The organism is Thiomonas sp. FB-Cd (assembly GCF_000733775.1).
Taxonomy (GTDB): Bacteria; Pseudomonadota; Gammaproteobacteria; order Burkholderiales; family Burkholderiaceae_C; genus Thiomonas_A.
This window is the reverse complement of sequence record NZ_JPOE01000002.1, coordinates 645,272-662,537: the sequence shown is the minus strand read 5'-3', so window position 1 is coordinate 662,537 and position 17,266 is coordinate 645,272. Positions and strand designations below refer to the sequence as shown.

Below are 17,266 nucleotides of genomic sequence, written 5' to 3'. Positions count from 1 at the left end.
ACGCTGAACCGGGCACCCTGGCTCTGCCAGGTCGGCGGGACGCTGGTCGCGGTTGCCGCTTCAGCGGTTTGCCAGGAGGCAAGGACCATCAGATTCATCAGCAAGATGCAGCGCAGCACGCTCAACTCTCCCATTGCGCACGAAGCCCGACCGAGGCCTTGGCGCCACAGCGCGATTCGATCCAGATCGTGCCCAGAGCGCCCGCGAAAATGCAGGCCAGTCCGAGCGCCGAGCCCAGCGACAGCACGGACAGTCCGCTGAGTCCATGGCCGACCGTGCAGCCCAGGCCGAGCACGGCGCCTGCTCCGGTCATCAAGGCGCCCAGCAGACGCCGTGCCAGATCGCGCGGCCCGCGCGGCAGCTGCACGCGGAATTCCCGGCGCACGAGGGCCGAGATCGCCGCGCCGAGGAAGGTGCCGAGAACCAGCACCACGCCGAAGGTGAAAGTCTGCGCGTGGGCATGCATGGCGAAATGCGCCAGATCACTCAAGGGGCCGGCGAAGCTGAAGGATTGCACGCCCATGCCGTCCGGAGGCTGGCTCATGAACGCAGCGTCGTTCGCCGCGCGTGTTCCGAGCGGGCCGGCGGTCAGCCAGTAGCCGTCGGCCACCATCAAGCCGATCAGTGCCGAGCCTGCCCAGCGCATGCGACGCGTCTCGCCTGCCGATGCGCGCGCGGCCAGCACCAGCACCAGCGCGCCCAGGGCAAGGCCGAGCAGCGCGCGGGCCTGCCAGCCATGCAGGCCCAGCAGCGCATCGAGTCCCTGGCTCTGCCATCCCCAGCGGCCCAGGTCCAGGTTGAGCCGCAGGATCCAAGGCGCGATCCAGTCGTTGAACACGAAGCCGCTGGTCATCGCGAAGGCGGCGACGCTCATCGCGCCCAGCGACAACAGGGCCGGCACACTGCCTTGCGCGCTGAGCACGAGCGTGCGCAGCGGGCAGCCGCGCGCAAGCACCATACCCGAGCCGAACAGCAAGCCACCGAGCACGTAGCGCCCCCAGGGGAACTGCGGCGACAGATACGGTGGGTGCGAGGGCTGCAGACCTTGGTGCAGCAGCCATTGCAGCCCCGCCACGGCGAGCAGGGCGAAGCCGGTGGCGGCGAAGTAGGCCGCCAGGCGCTGCGGCCGACCCTCGAGCACGGCCTCCCGCAGTCCTCCTTGTGGACAGAACTGCGATGCCTGCGCAGCGCCGCCGAGCACCAGCGAGACGAGGAAGCCGCCCGCGAGCAACTGCACGATCGAGTTCAAGGGCGTGGTTCCTTCGGAGGGTGGCCCGGATGGGTTTCCTGCACGCGCATCAGCACCCAGGCGCCGGAGGCCAGCAGCCAGACCGTGGTGACCCAGAATGCCGGCTCGATGGCGCCGCGCGCCTGCGCCACCAGCCCGAGCACCAACGCGCCGATGGCGTAGCCGGTGTCACGCCAGTAGCGGTAGGTGCCCAGTGCCGAGCTGCGCCAGCTCGGGTGGGCGATGTCGGCCACCGCGGCGATCAGGTTCGGGTAGAGCAGCGCCATGCCCGCGCCCATGACCACGGCGCTGGCCAGCCAGGCCGCGAAGCCCCGCACCAGCACCGCGCAGGCCACGCCGGCGGCGAGCAGCCACAGGCCGGCCACCACCGGCGAGCGGCGGCCGATGCGGTCCGACAGCGGCCCGGTCCACAGCTGCGAGGCGCCCCAGCTCAGCCCGTACACGCCGGTGACCCAGCCGACCTGCACCAGGCTCAGGCCGTGGCCGTGCAGGTACAGCGGGAACAGCACCCACAGCAGGGTGTCGGCGACCTTGTTGGCGACGCCGGCCTGGCAAAGCGCCGAGAAGGTCGGGTGCCCGAAGGACACGTAGGCGAACACCTGGCGCGAGCTCGGGTGCTCGCTCAGGCCGTCGGCGAAGCGCGGGCGCGGCCCGGAGTGGGTGCCGCTGGCATGGCGATGGCGTTCGGCCCGTGCCCACGGCAGGGTCTCGCGCACGAACAGCAGCGCCGTCAGCAGCGCGATGGCAATCACCACGCTGGCGAAACCCAGCAAGGCCACGCGCGGCCCGTAGCGCTGCGCCAGCCAGGCGGTGGCCAGGCCCGCCAGCCCGACGGCGGCGTAGCCGGCGAACTCGTTGATTCCGGTGGCCAGGCCGCGCTGCTCGGCGCGCGTGATGTCCACCTTGCTGGTGACGGTCATGCTCCACGCGAATCCCTGGTTGACGCCCAGGAACAGGTTGGCGGCGACGATCCACCACCACGATTGCGCGGAAAAGATCAGAAGCGGGATGGGGATGGCGGCCAGCCAGCCGAGCACCAGCACGGTCTTGCGCCCGATGCGCTCGGACAGCCGCCCGGCGACGAAGTTCAGAGCGCCCTTGACCAGGCCGAAGGAGATGACGAAGCTCAGCAGGTACAAAAACGAGGACCTGGGCACGCCGAAGTCGCGCGCCGCGACCACCGGCAGCACGGTACGCTCCATGCCGATGACCAGTCCGACCAGGAACACCTGCACCGCCTGCCAGACGAACTGGTGCAGGTTGACGCGAATGCCCCGCAGGTAGGCGTCGTGGGGCGATGCGGTCGCGGTGGCCTGCCCGTTCATGGCAAGACGTTCGCCGCGATAATGCGCTCCATGTCGGCCGGGCGCGGCGGGATGTCGGCGCACAGTTGCTCGACGAAGGCCGTGCGTGACAGTCCGAGCAGCGGGTTGAAGCGTTTCTCGAAGGCCAGGGTCGACGCCGGCTTGCCCGACAGTCCGGCGCCGCAGGCGCTGCCCGCCTGGTGCCCGGGGTAGATCTCCAGCTCTGCGGGCAGGCTCAGCAGGCGCCCGTGCAGCGAGTCGTACAGGGTGCCCGCCATCTCGCGCTCGCGCCCGGCCAGGTCGGGGCGGCCGACGGCGCCGACGAACAGGGTGTCGCCGGTGAGCACGAACCACGGCGCGTCGCCGCGGCGACGGTCGGTGACCAGCAGGCACATGCTGTCGGGCGTGTGCCCGGGAGTGTGCAGCACGCGCACGCTGACGTTGCCGACCTCGATCAGCTGCTCGTCGCGCAGGGCCTCGAAGTCGAAGCGCACGAACTCGCGCGCCGCCTCGTGCAGGCAGTAGGGCGCATCCACCCTGCGCGCGAGGCTCCTGCCGCCACTGAGGTGGTCGGCGTGCACGTGGGTGTCGATCACGTGAGTGATCCGCGCCCCGGCCTGCTGCGCCTGCTCGACGAACCAGTCCTCATCGCCGGCGACCACGTCGACGGCGACTGCCTTGCCGAGTCCGGCGCAGCCGAACAGGTACGACAGGCTGGCGTCCCGGGTGGGGAGTTGCTTGAAGAACATGATGGGAGGCTGCCCTTGTTGGATGGTTCAGAACACCAGGACTTTCTCGGCTTCACTTGTCCAGCGTCCGAGTTCGACCATGGTCGAGCGCCTGCAATCTGCCAGGAGATCTTCGTCCTGGAGCCCGCGGGCTTCCAGGCAGGTGCCGCACAAGGCGACCTCGCCACGCTGCGCGACCTTGTGGAGCATGGTCTCGACGTTGTAGTAGCCGGCAGGAACCCTTTGTCCAGCCTTGGCCGACAGCACGGCGTCGCCCATGAGGAACATGCGCACGCGCTGCTCCGGCTGCGCCGACAACGTGACGGCAAGGCGCAGCGCGTTGTAGGTTCGCTCGCTGCCGTATGGAGCTTCGTTGAGGATGAACAAGACGTCGGCCATGCTGCTCTCCCAGGTTCAGGCCGCCACGCAGTCCACGGGCATCCCGGCAGCGCGCCACTCGGGCACACCCTCCGCGGACTTGCGAGCTCGAAAGCCGTGGTTTTTCAGCAGAGCCACGGCGGACTCCGACATCAGGCAGAACGGGCCGCGGCAATACGCAACGATGTCCTTGTCGCGGGGCAATTCCCGAATTCGCGCCTGCAATTCCTCCAGCGGAACCGATCGCGCGCCAGGGATGTGCGCGACACGGAACTCGGCCGCGGGGCGAACGTCCAGCAGCACCACGTCGCCGGAGCGCACCTTGTCCAGCAACGACTGGGCCGTCTCGGGCGTGAGTCGCTCGGGCTCGGCGACCAGGCGGGCCATGGCAAGCTGCAGTTCGGCCAGGTGCGACTCGGCCAGCTCGCGCAGGCTCACCCACAAGTCCGACACATCGGGTCCGCTGAGCCGGTGGATGCGGTTCTTGCCATCGCGCCTGGCCTCCACCAATTGCGCATCGCGCAGCACGCGAAGGTGTGCGCTGGCCAGCTTGACGTCGATGTCAGCCCCTTGCGCCAGGGCTTCGACCGACTTCTCGCCTTGCGCCAGAAGCTCCAGCAGCTCCAGGCGCTTGGGACTGGACAAGGCAGCCCCCATGCGCGCCACCTGGGCGTAAAGATGATCCTTGATCTCGCGCGGTTTCATGCGAACAGTCTATCGCATAAGCGAATGATGATTTACTAGGTGCTTTCACGGGGCGATTGGGCGCGCCGGCCAATTCGTGTGCTGCGGAGCGGCTGATCGCTAAGCACAAGAGTTGGATGGCCTGGGACAGCCCGGATTCCGAACAGGCGTAGATCCAGGCGTCCTTGTCCGCCATGAGAATCGGGGAATAGGTGGCGATGATGAATTGCGAGTCGTCGCAGACGAGGTCGTGCATGCGGGACAGAACGGCGAGTTGCCGCTGGGCGACAGCGCGGCTCCAGGCTCGTCCAGGATGTAGATGCCTTTGCCGCCGAAGAGATGCATCATGAGGGCGACAATGGACTCGCCATGGGACTGCTCATGCAGCGCCCGGCCGCCGTAGGAGTCGATCACCCTGAGGCCGGAAGCCGGCTCCGAGTCCAGGGCCTAGATCTCGGTGGCTACGTTGAAGAAGCTCTCGGCGCGCAGAAATAATCCATCCCTGGGCCGGGGCTGTCAGGCCTTTCGCGACGCGGATGTACTGATGAAGCGCGGAATGGGAGCTTCGAGTGCTGCCCATTTTACAGGTGAACATCCTTGCTGCACGAACTCATTCGGGGTCCGGTAGCCGAGACTGCTGTGCGGCCGTTCCTCGTTATAACGCCGTCGCGCAACAGTCGGTGGCGTTGCAACTGCTGACGAGCAGAGGGGTACGACCGGCATCGGCACGCCGCGCAGCGCGCATCGGGATCACTCGGGTTATGCTCACCCCCGGCTCGCGTGAAGAGTTGCGTGTCTCGACCTCCCGACCCATGACTCTCGTTCGCCACTTTGACATTTGGGCGCTGCTGCTCATCCTGGCCTTGGGTAGCGGGGCCGCGGCAAGCCCATCCACCGCGAGCGCCATGCTGGGCGCGGTCGGTTGCTGCGCGACTGCAGGCTCCTCGGCCATAGGGGTCGGAGGCGCCCGCGCAGGGGGCAGCGGCGCAGCGCCGACAGGTTCGCCCCGGTCCCTGTGTGGACAACAGGTGATGTCGCTCCCGGGGGCCGGCCAGCCTGCGGCGCCGATGCGCGGCGCAGGCGCTTGCCGCATGGGACAGGCGGCGTGCCACTTGGTGGGCTGTCTGGTCCTTGCCCTCCCTGGGGCGCCGGGCTGGGCCTTCGTACCCACGAGCGCGGACCACGCGTCGCAGCCCCACGTTCGTCGACTGCCCATGACTCCGCGAGAGCTGCCGTACCGCCCGCCTCGCGCCTGACCCCTCGCTCGCCTTCCAGCGTCGCTGTGGGAGCCCGCCGATGCAGCTGGGCTGCGCAATCCACGCCGGGCTACTGTGCACGTGCGTCACGAACGCCCCACCGGTCTGGCGACCTGGAGCGAGCGGCCATCGGGCCGAAATTCCGTTGCCAGGCTCCACCCCTTTGAACCTCATGGAAAGTTGATCATGAAACGTCGATCCTTATTGAGCCTCGCCGCGAGCCTCGCGGGAACCTTGTCCGCCTACTTGCTCGGTCGCCGTTCGACGGCAGCCCGTGCTGGGACCACGATGGACGCGATGATGGGCGAGATGATGTCGCCCGAGAACATGCGCGGGCCGATGCGTACCGGCATGGAATTGTTCGAGCGCCACCGATTGATGCAGCGCCATGTCACCGAACTCACAGATGGCGTGCGCAGCGTCACCGTTTCGGACGATCCCGCCACGGCAGCGCTGATCCAGGAGCATGTGGCGGACATGTACAGGCGCTTGGATGAGAACCGCCCGTTTGCGTACCCCATGAGCAACAGCGTGCCGCAGATGTTCGCCGACCCGACGGGATATCAGCGCAAGCTCGAGCTGCTGCCCGACGGTGTAGCCGTGACCGAGACCTCCGCCAATCCCGCAATGGTCCGAGTCATCAAGGCGCACGCGCGCGAGCTCGACCGCTTCGTCCAGGAAGGCATGCCGGCGATGATGCGCAACATGATGTGAACCTCGAGGACGCCGCCTAGGCCGCGCAGCATGACAACTGCCTCAAGTCCTTGCGGAAGGTCTGCGCGGCGAGCTTCAGGCCCTCGACCATCGTCAGGTAGGGGAACAGCTGGTCGGCCAGGTCCTGCGCCGTCATGCGGGCGCGGATCGCCAGCGCCGCGGTCTGGATCAACTCGCCAGCTTGCGGCGCGACCGCCTGCACGCCGAGTAGACGCTCACTGTCCTGCTCGACGACGATCTTGATGAAGCCCCGGGTGTCGAAATCCACGAGCGCGCGTGGCACGTTGTCGAGGCTCAGGGTGCGGCTCTCGACCCGCATGCCAGCGTGGCGCGCCTGTTGCTCGGTCAAGCCGACAGTGGCGACCTGCGGGTCGGTGAATACCACCGCCGGCATGGCACTCAGATCCAGCGTCGCGTCGCCGCCCGTCATGTTGATCGCGGCACGCGAGCCCGCGGCAGCCGCCACGTAGACGAATTGCGGCTGCGTGGTGCAGTCGCCGGCGGCGTAGATATGCGCCGCGCTGGTACGCATTCCAGAATCGATTTCGATGGCCCCTTGCGGGGTCACCGCCACTCCGGACGCTTCGAGACCAAGACCACGCGTATCGGGCCTGCGGCCTATGGCTACCAGCAAGCGGTCGGCACGCAGCTCGCCGCGGCGGGTCGCCAGCACGAACTCGCCGTCCACGTGCGCGACCTGGCTGGCCTGCGTATGCTCCAGCACCTCGATACCCTCCGCCCGGAACACCGCCGTGATGGCCTCGCCGATGGCCGGATCTTCGCGAGACAACAGGGTGTTGCGCGCCAGGATCGTGACCTTGGCGCCGAGCCGCGCGAAAGCCTGCGCCAGCTCCACCGCCACCACCGAAGAGCCGATGACGGCCAGGCGCCGGGGGATGGTGTCGCTCACCAGCGCCTCGGTCGACGTCCAGTAGGGCGTGTCCGCGAGCCCCGGGATCGACGGTACCGTCGCGCTCGCCCCGGTAGCGATAAGGCAGCGGTCGAACGTGATCGTGCGCTCGTCTCCATCGTGGAGTCGGGCCGACAGAGTGCGGGCGTCCTGAAAGCGGGCTTCGCCGTGCACCACGGTGATGGCTGGTTGAGCGTCTAGCACGTTCTGGTACTTGGCCTGGCGCAGCGCGTCGATGCGGCCCTGCTGCTGCTCCAGCAGGCGTTCGCGCAGGATCGCGGGCGTGGTCGCCTGGATGCCGCCGTCAAACGGACTTTCGCGACGCAGGTGCGCGATGTGCGCGGCGCGGATCATGATCTTGGATGGCACGCAGCCGATATTGACACAGGTGCCACCGAGGGTTCCGCGCTCGATCAGTGTCACCCGCGCGCCTCGTTCGGCGGCCTTCAGTGCCGCCGCCATGGCGGCTCCACCGCTGCCGATCACGGCGACGTGCGGCGTGGGGCCGGGCACGCACGAGCCATCCGGTTTGCAATTTGTGAATGGGGTCATGGATGGAAGGGGTTGGGATGGATCGGGAAGCGGCCCCTGCATACACCGGAGCCGGGGGGTGAGTAAGCCATCAGCAGGCACACGACAGCACGCGCCGGGCGCTGCCGTGCAGTCCCCAGGCCATCGCGGCGATGGCCAACGCGTAGAGGGTTCCTTCGTGGGTGGCGATCCAGCCCTGGATCGGCACGCCGAAATGGCCGGCCGCGGGCAGGAGCGAAGCTATCGCGGTGATGGCCAGGGGTAGTGCCGGCGTGCAGCACAGCAGCGACGGAGCCATGGCCAGAACGGCCCCGAGCAGCGTGCCGGTTGGGTTCAACCGCTGACCCTGCCTCAGGGCATACACGCCGAGCGCCATGGTCAAGGACAGTAACGCAGCCATGACCGAGGCGATGAGGAACTCGCCGAGGGTGAGGAAGCGAAGCGAGATGAGCCCCAGCGTTCCGCCGGTGCTGGTGGCCGGCAGCAACAACGCGTAGAAGAGCAGGGACGCGAGGAACAGGCCCAGGGTTGCGAGCCTGGCGCGGCTGCTCGCAAGAGCCAGGCCCAGGGCGCGCCACAGCGTTTCGGCTGCTGCAGGCCAGGTCACGGTCATGGCCTGGGCTGGATGAAGGCTTCGATCTTGCCGAAGGTCGCGGACGGCGACGAGGACGCCAGTCGCACGCGGCCATCGGCTGCGATGACCTGGTAGATGTCGACGAACTTGCGTGGGTTGTAGCGGTCGAACAGCGCTTTGGTGTCTTCGCCGAAGACGAAGTGCGGGTCCTCCAGCAGCGGGGCGGCGATCGACTTGGCGAAGTCGCGCATTCCCGGGCCCGGATATCCGCCGTTCTGGTAGTCGCGAAGCACCAGTACCGTGATGTCCGAGTGGTCGATCTGGGCCTGGTGATCGGCGAAGGTGCGCAGCCCGGCGGCGCAGCTCGGGCACCAGGTCGTGACCTGCCACACGATGACGGGATGCCCCTTGTAAGCGTCCAGCTGGACGACCTTGCCGTTCACCGTCGTGAACGGCGCATCGGGTGCAAGCTGGCCGAGCGTAGCCACGGGTGACGCGGGGTGCGCGACCGTGGCGGCGACAGCCACGGCATGAGCTGCGCTGCCTGCCAGCAGGAGGGATGCGATCAGCCCGGCCTGGGCGATCACGCGCGGCGTGGAAACGGGGACCATGGGGAAGGACTCCTTGTCGGAACAGACAACGCCCTGCGGAAGCGGCGCGATGGCTGCTACCTTATTCCCGTAGTCAACTACGGAGTCAAGTCCCATGGAACAGGCGTCTGCAGCTTTGAGCATCGGGGCACTGGCGAAGGCAGCCGGTGTGCACGTGGAGACGATCCGCTTCTACCAACTCAAGGGTTTGCTGCGCGTGCCGGGTCGCCCCGCGCAGGGTATCCGGCGCTACGTTGCCGCCGACGTAGCACGGGTGCGCTTTATCAAGGCGGCGCAGCGCCTGGGGTTCAGCCTGGACGAGGCCGGGCAACTGCTCCGGCTGGACGACGGCACCCAGTGCGACGAAGCCGCCGCAGTGGCCGAGTCGCGCCTGGCCGATGTGCGCGAGCGCCTGCGGGACCTGCAGGGCATCGAGAGCGTCCTGTCGGAACTGGTGCACGCCTGCCATGGCGCTTCAGGCAGGGTTTCGTGCCCCCTCATCGCAACGCTCCAGCAGGACGATCGCCCATGACGCAGGTGTCCGAGGTAGAACAAACCGCTGTGTCAGCTTGGAGGGTCACGCTGCCGTGGCCCATCGCTTGATCCATGTTCATGGTCCCGGGCGTTTCCCGTCGATCCGGCAGTAGTGCCTGTCGACAACATTCTGGCCCCCGCGCTGCGCGCCGACTCCGCCGCGCGGAAGTACCCGATGAGCGAAGCGGCTGAGGTATGCCCGGTCAGCGCCATGGTCTCGCCCAGAGGCACGTTCTGGCGTGCGGCCTCGGTCACGAAGCCCGAGCGCAACGAGTGCGCCGCGAAGGTGTCGGGCAAGCCCGCCAGCGCCGCGCGCGCCCTGACGATGTCGCGCACGGCCGCCGGCGCAAGCGCCTCGCCGACCGAGTCGCCGCGCCGTATCCGCCGGAAGATCGCCCCTTGCGTCAGCCCACTGCGCCGAATCCACGCCTCCAGCGCATCGGCAGCCTCGTCGAGGATGGGCTTTTCGCTGTCGGGGCGCAGATCGCCCGCCTGGTTGGTCTTGGATCGCAGCAGCGTGAACGAATAAGCGCGAGGCCCAACCTTGCGCGTGTTCTCGAAAGTCGCGTCCGTGACCTCCGAGCGCCGGCGCCCGCCGCTGGCCCAGGCGAAGAGGAGGAGGGCGCGGTCGCGCACGCCGCGCAGCGATTCGTCGCAGGTGGCCAACATCGCCTGCAAGGGCTCCAGCGTGATCGCCGCCTTTTTGTCCGGCCGCATGCCTCGTTTGGCGTAGGCTCGACGGGCCCTGGCGACGAGTTCGCGCACGTGGGCGTGCTGCACCGGGTTGGAGCCTCCCTGGAGCTGGTGGGCCTTGGACAGTACGCTCAGGCGGTGCAGGACGGTGGCCAGTGCCGGCGCCCCCGGCTTGGCCTTGAAACCGCCTTCGACGAGCGCCTGGTCGAGCGCGGGCGGCATTTCGCAGGCCAGGCCGGCTGGCGTCTTGCGCTCCAGGTGGTCGACGAGGAACTGCTGCACGGCGGCGACCGGAACGGGCAGGGCGATGGCCTTCCGGTAGCGCATCCAGTACCAGGCAGCCCAATAGCGCAGCGCGGCCTGGTAGCTGCGCACGGTGTGGGCGGATTCGCCCTCGGCCAGCAGCGCCTCGACCGCGGCGGACGTGAAGGGCGCAAGCACACTGGGGTCCAGCGTACCGACCTCGACCAGCGGCAGCTCGACGGGGGCGATCAGGCGACGGGTAGCCATAAGTTTGAAATCGTATTGTGCATGTAAGATGTCTAACGCAATTAGCGCATAGATCGCGATAACTATCCATTATCGTGACTTATTATGGCGCAAAGCAGGGCGCCGATCCAGGAAATCTCAGCATGGCACGCGGTATCACCGAGCACGATGTCTTCGCCGCCTGCGACGCGCTGCTGCTCGCGGGCGCGCGTCCGACCATCGATCGGGTGCGCCAGAGCATCGGGCGCGGCTCGCCCAACACCGTCAGCCCCATGCTGGACGCCTGGTTCAAAGGGCTCGGGCGACGCCTGCAGGATCCCGGCGCCTTTGCCGCGCCGCCCGACGTGCCCGAGCCCATCCTCCAGGCCGCGCAGCATTTCTGGGAGACGGCGCTTGCGCACACGCGCGCCGACTTTGATGCGCGACTGCGCGACGGCCTCGCGACAGCGGCCGCCAACGTCGAGGCGGAAAAGGAGCGAGCCGAGCAAGCGGTAGCAGCTGCGCGCGAAGCCCAGGCGACAGCCGCGCGGCTCGAGCAGCAGTTGACGCAGCGGGGCCACCAACTCGACGCCGCCCACCAGGACCTCGCCGCGGAGCGCGCGCGTCTCGAGGGGCCCGGGTCGCACTGGACACGGCGTCCAGCACCCTTCGGGAGCACCAAGGCAAGGCGACCGTCGAAATGGCCGAGCTCAGGCGGCAACTCGAAGCGGCACTCCAGCGCGCCGACGCCGCGGATCGGCGCGTCGCGCTGGAACTCGAGCGCGAGCGCATGGCGCGTGCCAAGGCCGAACGCCAGGTGGAGGCGCTTCAGCGCGCCCTGAGCGCCGAGCGCCAAGCGACCTTGGCCGCTGGGGAGCAAGCGCAAGCGCTGCTGAATGCCGCACGTGACCGCGAGCAGGCGCAGGCCACCTTCCATGCGGCAGCCGCTGCCGAACTGACGCTGGAGCGCGAGCGCATCGCGGACCTGCGAGCCGCCCTTGAGGCCAGTGCCGCGGACGCGGCGGCGGCGCGCGCGCAGATCGCCACACTGCAAGCGTCGCTGGATCGCTTGGCGACCTTGGCCGAATTGGCCACGCGAAAAACCACTCCGGCCGCGCGCAAGCGTGCGCCAAGCACACCGTCGCTTGCGCGCACGCGTTGAGGCCTTCAGCCCTGCTCCAGGACCCTGGTGCCGCGTCCACGGCTTTCGGAGAGTTGCGCCGGCATGCCGCTTCCGAACACGGCGATCAACCCCTTGGAGAGCAGGCTCGGTCCCTGGCGGGCCCGTCACGCTCGTGAAACGGGGCCACGGACTCCGGCCTCAACTTTCGCATGAACCGTGAATTTGTTGGACGCGTCGGAGTCCAATCGTGCCTAGGATTTCTTCGGGATAGGACTGATGAGGGCAGCTACGATGGCCGTGGATGAAGCGAAGCAAGACTTTTCCGTAGCGCAGCGCCGTGGCCATCTGAAGGTCTTCGAACGCCCTGACGACGACACGGTGATTGCCAAGGTCAGAGCGTCTGCGAACGGGGGGTTGATGCTTGTGACCTCGCATCCCGGGTTGACCGATGGTGATGTTGTCTACCTAGGCAACCAGGGGGCACGCAGGGCGTACCGAGTTGCCAATCTACGGCCTGGGCAGCGATCGCGCGACCCCAGCGGCATTCGAGTGGGGGACCTCCTGGAAGTCGCAGGCTGAAAGCTCCAGGCGAGCTCGGTGAACCACTTTTACTTCGCGCACTTCGTACACATTTACTTCGCCGGAAGGCCAACTGCCGACTAACTTCGATCTCCAGTCCGTCTATCAACTAAAACCGTTATTTAACATAATGCAAATATGCTCCGTTTTGGAGCGAACATGAACGCACAAGCCCCAGTGTTTTGACCAAGCCGGCCTGGGCACCTCACCAGTGCCCCTTCGGCCTGTCCTTGGTCATGTGGCTCGCAATCATCTGCGCTTCCAGCTTGTGTCCCCGATGCACGGCCAGCTCAAGGGCCGTGAACCCCATGGCATTCTTCAAATTCGGATCCGCGCCCTCATCAAGAAGCAACTGCACGGTTGCAGATTGGCCGAAATACGCAGCCATCATCAAGGGGGTTGTCCCATTCGGTGCCGCCGCGTCGATATATGCGGCATGATCGAGCAGAAATTTGACGATCGCCGTGTGGCCGTTGGTCGCTGCGTAAGCCAAAGGGGTCCAGCCCGGTTTGTTGATTTCAGCGCCGCGCTCAACCATGCGTTTGACTAACCCAAGATCGCCCTGCAAACACGCGATCATCAACGCGTTTTCGCCACTTGGATTGAGCTGGTTGAGATTGATCTTCGGCTGCTCGATCAACAGCTTGGCAACCTTGAGTGATTTATCACGCAAAGCCATGTACAGAGCCGAATTTCCCTTGCCATTGACAGCGTTGGGATCGAATCCCTCCTGCAGCAAAGACTGCACGGCGCTCACGTCATCAACATCAATGGCACGGAAAAAATCCGTGTAGGAACCGGCGTGCGCAGCCAAGGCCGCAAGAAAAATTATTCCAATAAAAACCGTTCTATACGATATTTTCTTTAACATGAACATGAAGTGGACGTGGTCGACGAGCAATCCCAATCAACGCGCAACATGAAGCTCGAACTTCAATTCGCTGTCGCTCGTACCTGTTTGAATAGACACTCAAAATTCTCTTCCGTAAAGGCTTCGACGTCCTGCTCCGAGCACCCGCGAATGTCCGCAAGACAACGAGCGACGTATCGGGTATAGGCAGGCTGATTGGTTTTGCCCCGGTGGGGAACTGGCGCGAGGTACGGACTATCGGTTTCCACCAGAATGCGATCATCAGGCAATTTCTTTGCAATCTCGCGCAAGTGCTCGGCATTCTTGAATGTCAGGATGCCAGAAAGCGAGATGTAGAAGCCCAGATCAAGCGCACGCCGCGCCACATCCCAGGTCTCTGTAAAGCAATGGAATACGCCTCCGATCGTATCCGCACCCTGCTCTTTCAGAATAGCCAAGGTGTCGTCCGCAGCCGCGCGGGTATGGATGACGAGTGGCTTACCGACCTCGCGCGCAGCCTTGATGTGAGCACGAAAGCGCTCGCGCTGCCATTCCATGTCGGCAACGGTCCTGCCTTCGAGTCGGTAGTAGTCCAGCCCAGTCTCGCCAATTGCCACCACGCGTGGGTGGCGAGCCCGTTGCGCCAGATCCTCGACGCTCGGCTCGGTCAGACCTTCCTGGTCCGGATGGACACCGACCGTCGCCCAGATATGGGGATGTTGCACGGCGCAGGCGAGCACGTCATCAAACTCTTCGATCTGGGTGCAGATGTTGACGGCTCGCGCAACGCCAAGTTCATGCATGGACGCTAGAACATCATCGAGCTTTTCGCGCAGACCCGGGAAATTGAGGTGACAGTGGGAGTCAGTGAGGGCCATGGGGTTGAGTGCCGCTAGGTTGGCGTATTTGACGCAGGCAAGGAAAGCGCGCAATGTGCCTCACATCAGGCGGACGGCCACGCCCTGCCTCGGCACCGGCACAATCGTTGGCCCTTGGGTTAAAGCGTGTGGGTCGGGCGACTCGCCGCCTCTGCGGCTGGGCCCAAAATATCTTCAATTACATGGCGCAATTGTTTCGCTTTCTCGTCTGAAGGAAAGCGCACCCCGATGCCTTGAGGCTTGTTACCGGCGGCGTTGGCGGGAGTAATCCATGCAACCCTTCCAGCCACGGGAAACCGCTGCGGGTTGTCCATGATGGTCAGCAGAAGATAAACCTCGTCACCAAGCCGGTAGCTACGCGAGGTGGGGACGAAGATTCCGCCTTCGGCGAAAAAGGGAATGAACGCATCGTAAAGCGCCGCCCTTTCCTTGATTGCGAGCTGAATGACGCTCGGTCGTGCGCTAGACGAAGCATTGACAGCAGCAGGAGAGTTGGTAGCCATATCAATGCGTACTTCGCATGAAAAGTTGCTTGAATTCTAGGACCAAACTTTCCGAAGCAAGCGCCGCATGCAAAGGGAAGCTGGCCGTGCTGCTTAATGTCGTGAGACGCTGCCAGAAGGCCTGCAGCGGGCGCGCTTCAGCCATCGTGGCAAGCCGCTGCAGGGCAGCCTTTTCGCTTGGCATGTAGACCGGATCAAGACCAAGGCGCACACGCATTAAATCCACACTGATTTTCTGCAACGCTGCAACAGCCGCTGGCATTACCGGGACTGGCCCCACTTCGCCAGCAGTCACACTGCCCTGACCCGACGCCACTGCTGCGAGCATTTTGCGCGCCCATTCCATGCCGCGCTGCGGCTCAATGTCATGCACGGCATTGCGGCACCAATCGGCGATTTGCTCCGCGCTGGCCAATTCCCGTGATTGCAAAAGCTGCATGGCCTCGGCCCGGCCCGGGCGCGGCATCGTCATGAGGCGACAGCGACTGCGTATGGTCGGTAACACGCGATCCTGCCGATGGGTTCCCATGTACAAATAAAGGCCTGGAGGTGGTTCTTCAAGTGTTTTCAACATTGCGTTCGCCGCTGGCAATGCCATGGCGTCGAGCGGATAGATCACCGCGACTTTCGAGCCCCCACGGTGACTGGTGCCGTGGGCCCATACCACAAGGCCACGAATGGCGTCGATTCCAATTTCCTTGCTCGGTGCGCGTTTTTCGCTCGCCACGGGCACTTCAGTCGATTCCTGGGTGCCGACCCCTAATTCGGGCAACAGCGCGTCGGGCACGAGGACCATCAGATCGGGATGGGTACCGGCCGCCATCAAGCGGCATGCCGCGCAATGGCCACAGGCCTTCAGGCCCACGTCCTGCGAGACGCCCAATTGGGGCGATGCTGCAGCAACCGGAGCTTCGCAAAGCACGGCACGCGCTGCATCGTACAGTGCCTCCCAGATCCCCAAACCGACTGCACCGTGCAGGAGAACTGCTTGGATATCTTTGTTTTTATTCAATATGTTGGATGATTTTTTTAATGTTAAATATTACATCGTCACGCACCAAGTCAACATTGCGCTCACCATCGATCACCCTCCAACGCTCGGGTTCAGCGGCCGCCATGCCCAAGTAGTGCTGGCGCACGCGGGCGAAAAATTCGGCTGACTCGCGTTCAAATCGATCCGTCTCGCGCTGCTGCGCATGCAGGCGCTGAACAGCAAGTTCAACAGGTACATCAATCAACAGGGTGAAATCCGGCTGCAGCCCCGGATGGACCCAGCGCGCCAGTGTCTGCAGGCGATCCTGCGGAATCCCTTTGCCCGCGCCCTGGTACGCCAGCGTGGCGTCCGTAAACCGGTCGCACACAACATCATGCCCCCGCAGAAGCGCGGGTTCGATCACGCGCAGCACATGCTCCTGGCGCGCCGCGAACATCAACAAGACCTCGGTGGACGTCGTCATAGTCTCGTGAAGCAGCAACTCGCGTATGCGTTCGCCCAGAGGCGTCCCCCCGGGCTCGCGCGTGGCCGTCACATGGCGTCCGGCCCCGCGCAGCGTGCGTACGACCGCATCGAACTGCGTCGTTTTACCGGCGCCGTCGATACCTTCCAGCGTGATGAACAAGCCACGATTGCTCGACTGATTCAAGGAGACCTCTTCAAGATATAGCGATCCACGGCTGCATTGTGCTCGCCAAGAGTATCCGAAAAGACGCTGCTGCCATCGCCGCGAGCGACAAAATATAGGGCGCGGGTGTTCGCGGGGTGCAGCACGGCTTGCATCGAAGCATCGCCGGGAAGGGCAATGGGCGTTGGTGGCAACCCGCTGTTGACATAGGTGTTGTATGACGATGCCACCTGCAGGTTCTTGCGCGTCAGCGCGCCCGAGTAACGACTGCCCAACGCATAGATGACCGTGGGGTCGCTTTGGAGGGGCATACCGGCGCGCAAGCGGTTGAGGAACACGGCCGCGATCTTGCGCCGGTCACTGGGCAGTCCTGTTTCCTTTTCGACCACCGACGCCAGGATCAGAGCTTGGTAGGGCGTGTGCAATGGCAAACCCGGCTGGCGCGCAGCCCATGCGCCGCTGAGCTGCCTTTGCATGGCCTGGTAAGCGCGCCTTAGCACAGCCAGTTCGGATGAGTCGCGCGCATAAAGGTAGGTGTCCGGGAAAAACCAGCCTTCGGGTGGTGTGCCCGGTGGCGCGCCGATGCGATCCATAATTTGCGCGCCGCTCAGCCCTTGGGCGTCATGGTCCAGGCCCGGTGCCGCATTGAGTGCATGAACGAACTGCGCGAAGGTCCATCCCTCTGGAACCGTGATGGCGAGCAGGGACTGGTCGCCCCGCGCCATTTTCTGCAACAGATCCCAGGGGCTGGTTCCCGCCTCGATCTCATAGCTCCCTGCCTTGATCTCGGTACCTTTGCCGGTGATGCGCGCCAGCCAATAAAACAGCCGAGGTGAAATCTCGGTCCCTTGTGCACGCACCTGCACGGCAGCAGTGCGCGCTGTGCTACCGGGCTTGACCGAGAAATCCAGCGGCGATGCGTGCAGCCGTATTGGTGCCAGCGCCCACCAAGCGAAGGCGGCGACCATGGCCAGCCCCACGGCCACGCCGAGTGCAAGAAAACGAACAGGCCAGCGGGGTTTCAAAAACGAGCTCACCAAACAAATGCGTCAACTTTCTATACTAGCCGAGCATCGCGCAAATCCCATTGTCGCGTGC

At 65.3% G+C, this 17,266-nt stretch carries 19 protein-coding genes and 3 pseudogenes; 5 read left to right on the top strand and 17 right to left on the bottom strand.

The genetic code is table 11. The features are described 5' to 3' along the window. Window positions 1–121 precede the first annotated feature (121 nt). The 7 genes and pseudogenes from CD04_RS0103240 to CD04_RS25150 form a co-directional block, all read right to left on the bottom strand. The gene (locus tag CD04_RS0103240; RefSeq protein ID WP_031404361.1) at window positions 122–1,249 is read right to left on the bottom strand and encodes a YeeE/YedE family protein; all 1,128 of its coding nucleotides are present in this window, start codon (window positions 1,247–1,249) and stop codon (window positions 122–124) included. After that, window positions 1,246–2,574: an MFS transporter gene (locus tag CD04_RS0103235; protein WP_031404360.1), complete on the bottom strand. Its 1,329-nt coding sequence runs from the start codon at window positions 2,572–2,574 to the stop codon at window positions 1,246–1,248. Before CD04_RS0103235 ends, CD04_RS0103240 begins: the two co-directional genes overlap by 4 nt. After that, window positions 2,571–3,302 (bottom strand): MBL fold metallo-hydrolase, encoded by a 732-nt coding sequence (locus tag CD04_RS0103230; protein WP_031404359.1) that lies wholly within the window; start codon window positions 3,300–3,302, stop codon window positions 2,571–2,573. Before CD04_RS0103230 ends, CD04_RS0103235 begins: the two co-directional genes overlap by 4 nt. A 27-nt stretch (window positions 3,303–3,329) precedes the next feature. Beyond that, window positions 3,330–3,680, bottom strand: a complete 351-nt coding sequence (locus CD04_RS0103225; RefSeq protein WP_031404358.1) for a DsrE/DsrF/TusD sulfur relay family protein — start codon at window positions 3,678–3,680, stop codon at window positions 3,330–3,332. A 15-nt stretch (window positions 3,681–3,695) separates the two neighbouring features. After that, entirely contained in the window at window positions 3,696–4,364 is a 669-nt protein-coding gene (locus CD04_RS0103220; protein ID WP_031404357.1) for a metalloregulator ArsR/SmtB family transcription factor, read from the bottom strand. 124 nt (window positions 4,365–4,488) lie between these two features. Continuing rightward, window positions 4,489–4,914 (bottom strand): annotated as a pseudogene (locus CD04_RS24340) (AAA family ATPase); the annotation flags it as partial. Between the two features lie 44 nt (window positions 4,915–4,958). Then, window positions 4,959–5,066 (bottom strand): annotated as a pseudogene (locus tag CD04_RS25150) (integrase core domain-containing protein); the annotation flags it as partial. Between the two features lie 719 nt (window positions 5,067–5,785). On the opposite strand from CD04_RS25150, the gene CD04_RS0103205 reads away from it, so the two are divergent. Continuing rightward, on the top strand, window positions 5,786–6,313 hold the full coding sequence (locus CD04_RS0103205) for a hypothetical protein (RefSeq protein WP_031404355.1): 528 nt from the start codon (window positions 5,786–5,788) through the stop codon (window positions 6,311–6,313). A gap of 16 nt (window positions 6,314–6,329) precedes the next feature. On the opposite strand, the pseudogene merA reads toward CD04_RS0103205, so the two are convergent. From merA to CD04_RS0103190, 3 genes and pseudogenes are all read right to left on the bottom strand, one after another. Next, window positions 6,330–7,718: pseudogene (gene merA, locus CD04_RS0103200) on the bottom strand (mercury(II) reductase); the annotation flags it as partial. 127 nt (window positions 7,719–7,845) lie between these two features. After that, window positions 7,846–8,367 carry a hypothetical protein gene (locus tag CD04_RS0103195; protein ID WP_031404353.1) on the bottom strand — a complete coding sequence of 174 codons (522 nt, stop codon included), beginning with the start codon at window positions 8,365–8,367 and terminating at the stop codon, window positions 7,846–7,848. Next, window positions 8,364–8,939: a peroxiredoxin gene (locus CD04_RS0103190; RefSeq protein ID WP_031404352.1), complete on the bottom strand. Its 576-nt coding sequence runs from the start codon at window positions 8,937–8,939 to the stop codon at window positions 8,364–8,366. Before CD04_RS0103190 ends, CD04_RS0103195 begins: the two co-directional genes overlap by 4 nt. A gap of 94 nt (window positions 8,940–9,033) precedes the next feature. Here CD04_RS0103190 and merR point away from each other — a divergent pair, with 94 nt between their 5' ends. Continuing rightward, window positions 9,034–9,450, top strand: coding sequence for an Hg(II)-responsive transcriptional regulator (merR, locus tag CD04_RS0103185; RefSeq protein ID WP_031404351.1), 417 nt, complete (start codon window positions 9,034–9,036; stop codon window positions 9,448–9,450). 32 nt (window positions 9,451–9,482) lie between these two features. On the opposite strand, the gene CD04_RS0103180 is transcribed toward merR, so the two are convergent. Further along, the gene (locus tag CD04_RS0103180; protein ID WP_051848887.1) at window positions 9,483–10,655 is read right to left on the bottom strand and encodes a site-specific integrase; all 1,173 of its coding nucleotides are present in this window, start codon (window positions 10,653–10,655) and stop codon (window positions 9,483–9,485) included. Between the two features lie 122 nt (window positions 10,656–10,777). On the opposite strand from CD04_RS0103180, the gene CD04_RS22935 reads away from it, so the two are divergent. From CD04_RS22935 to CD04_RS0103165, 3 genes are all read left to right on the top strand, one after another. After that, entirely contained in the window at window positions 10,778–11,455 is a 678-nt protein-coding gene (locus tag CD04_RS22935) for a DNA-binding protein (protein WP_081857958.1), read from the top strand. Then, entirely contained in the window at window positions 11,404–11,775 is a 372-nt protein-coding gene (locus CD04_RS0103170; protein ID WP_031404349.1) for a hypothetical protein, read from the top strand. The genes CD04_RS22935 and CD04_RS0103170 overlap by 52 nt, the downstream gene beginning before the upstream one ends. 237 nt (window positions 11,776–12,012) lie before the next feature. Further along, a complete protein-coding gene (locus tag CD04_RS0103165) occupies window positions 12,013–12,315 on the top strand; it encodes a hypothetical protein (protein WP_156030058.1) in 303 nt (100 codons plus the stop codon). 205 nt (window positions 12,316–12,520) lie between these two features. Here CD04_RS0103165 and CD04_RS0103160 read toward each other — a convergent pair whose 3' ends face one another. The 6 genes from CD04_RS0103160 to mltG form a co-directional block, all read right to left on the bottom strand. After that, window positions 12,521–13,216 carry an ankyrin repeat domain-containing protein gene (locus CD04_RS0103160; RefSeq protein ID WP_231480447.1) on the bottom strand — a complete coding sequence of 232 codons (696 nt, stop codon included), beginning with the start codon at window positions 13,214–13,216 and terminating at the stop codon, window positions 12,521–12,523. A 32-nt stretch (window positions 13,217–13,248) separates the two neighbouring features. Beyond that, window positions 13,249–14,043, bottom strand: a complete 795-nt coding sequence (locus CD04_RS0103155) for a TatD family hydrolase (protein ID WP_031404346.1) — start codon at window positions 14,041–14,043, stop codon at window positions 13,249–13,251. Between the two features lie 119 nt (window positions 14,044–14,162). Beyond that, a complete protein-coding gene (locus tag CD04_RS0103150; RefSeq protein WP_031404345.1) occupies window positions 14,163–14,546 on the bottom strand; it encodes a PilZ domain-containing protein in 384 nt (127 codons plus the stop codon). 1 nt (window position 14,547) lies between these two features. Next, window positions 14,548–15,558: a hypothetical protein gene (locus tag CD04_RS0103145; protein ID WP_051848884.1), complete on the bottom strand. Its 1,011-nt coding sequence runs from the start codon at window positions 15,556–15,558 to the stop codon at window positions 14,548–14,550. Continuing rightward, the gene (gene tmk, locus CD04_RS0103140; RefSeq protein ID WP_031404343.1) at window positions 15,551–16,189 is read right to left on the bottom strand and encodes a dTMP kinase; all 639 of its coding nucleotides are present in this window, start codon (window positions 16,187–16,189) and stop codon (window positions 15,551–15,553) included. Before tmk ends, CD04_RS0103145 begins: the two co-directional genes overlap by 8 nt. Further along, the gene (gene mltG, locus CD04_RS0103135; RefSeq protein WP_031404342.1) at window positions 16,186–17,205 is read right to left on the bottom strand and encodes an endolytic transglycosylase MltG; all 1,020 of its coding nucleotides are present in this window, start codon (window positions 17,203–17,205) and stop codon (window positions 16,186–16,188) included. The genes tmk and mltG overlap by 4 nt, the downstream gene beginning before the upstream one ends. Window positions 17,206–17,266 lie beyond the last annotated feature (61 nt).